The following is a 463-nucleotide window of genomic DNA, read 5'->3' on the forward strand; positions in this document are numbered from 1 at the left end:
CGCGACGCCAACGACGAACTGTTCGCCACTTACGGCGACCGCGAGAACGTCACGCTCCAGTATCGCGTGACCGCCGGCGAGGACGTGGACGAAGACGCCTCGTACCGGCTCAACGGGTTCACCCAGTTCGACGCCGACGGCAAGGAGATGAGCGTCGACGGCGTCGAGACGCTCGCGGTCGGTTCCGACGACGACGCCGGTGGCGGCGGTGGTGGTGGCGGCGGCGGCGGTGACGATGACGACGGCGATAGAGATGACGACGATAACGACGAGAGTGATGATGACGATACGGACGACGAGAACTCCGATACGCCCGAGTCCACGGACTCCCCGGACGACGGCGACGATGACGACACTGGTGACGACAGCGACGACTCGAACGACGGCGATGACGACTCGGGCGACAGCGACGACTCGAACGACGGTGACGACGCAGGCGACGGTTCCGACGGGTCGGACGGCG

The 463-nt window shown here is 66.5% G+C and carries 1 pseudogene; it reads left to right on the forward strand.

The features are described from left to right. Window positions 1-463: pseudogene (locus C5B90_RS20140) on the forward strand (hypothetical protein); the annotation flags it as partial.

It is taken from the genome of Haloferax sp. Atlit-12N (assembly GCF_003383095.1).
Taxonomy (GTDB): Archaea; Halobacteriota; Halobacteria; order Halobacteriales; family Haloferacaceae; genus Haloferax.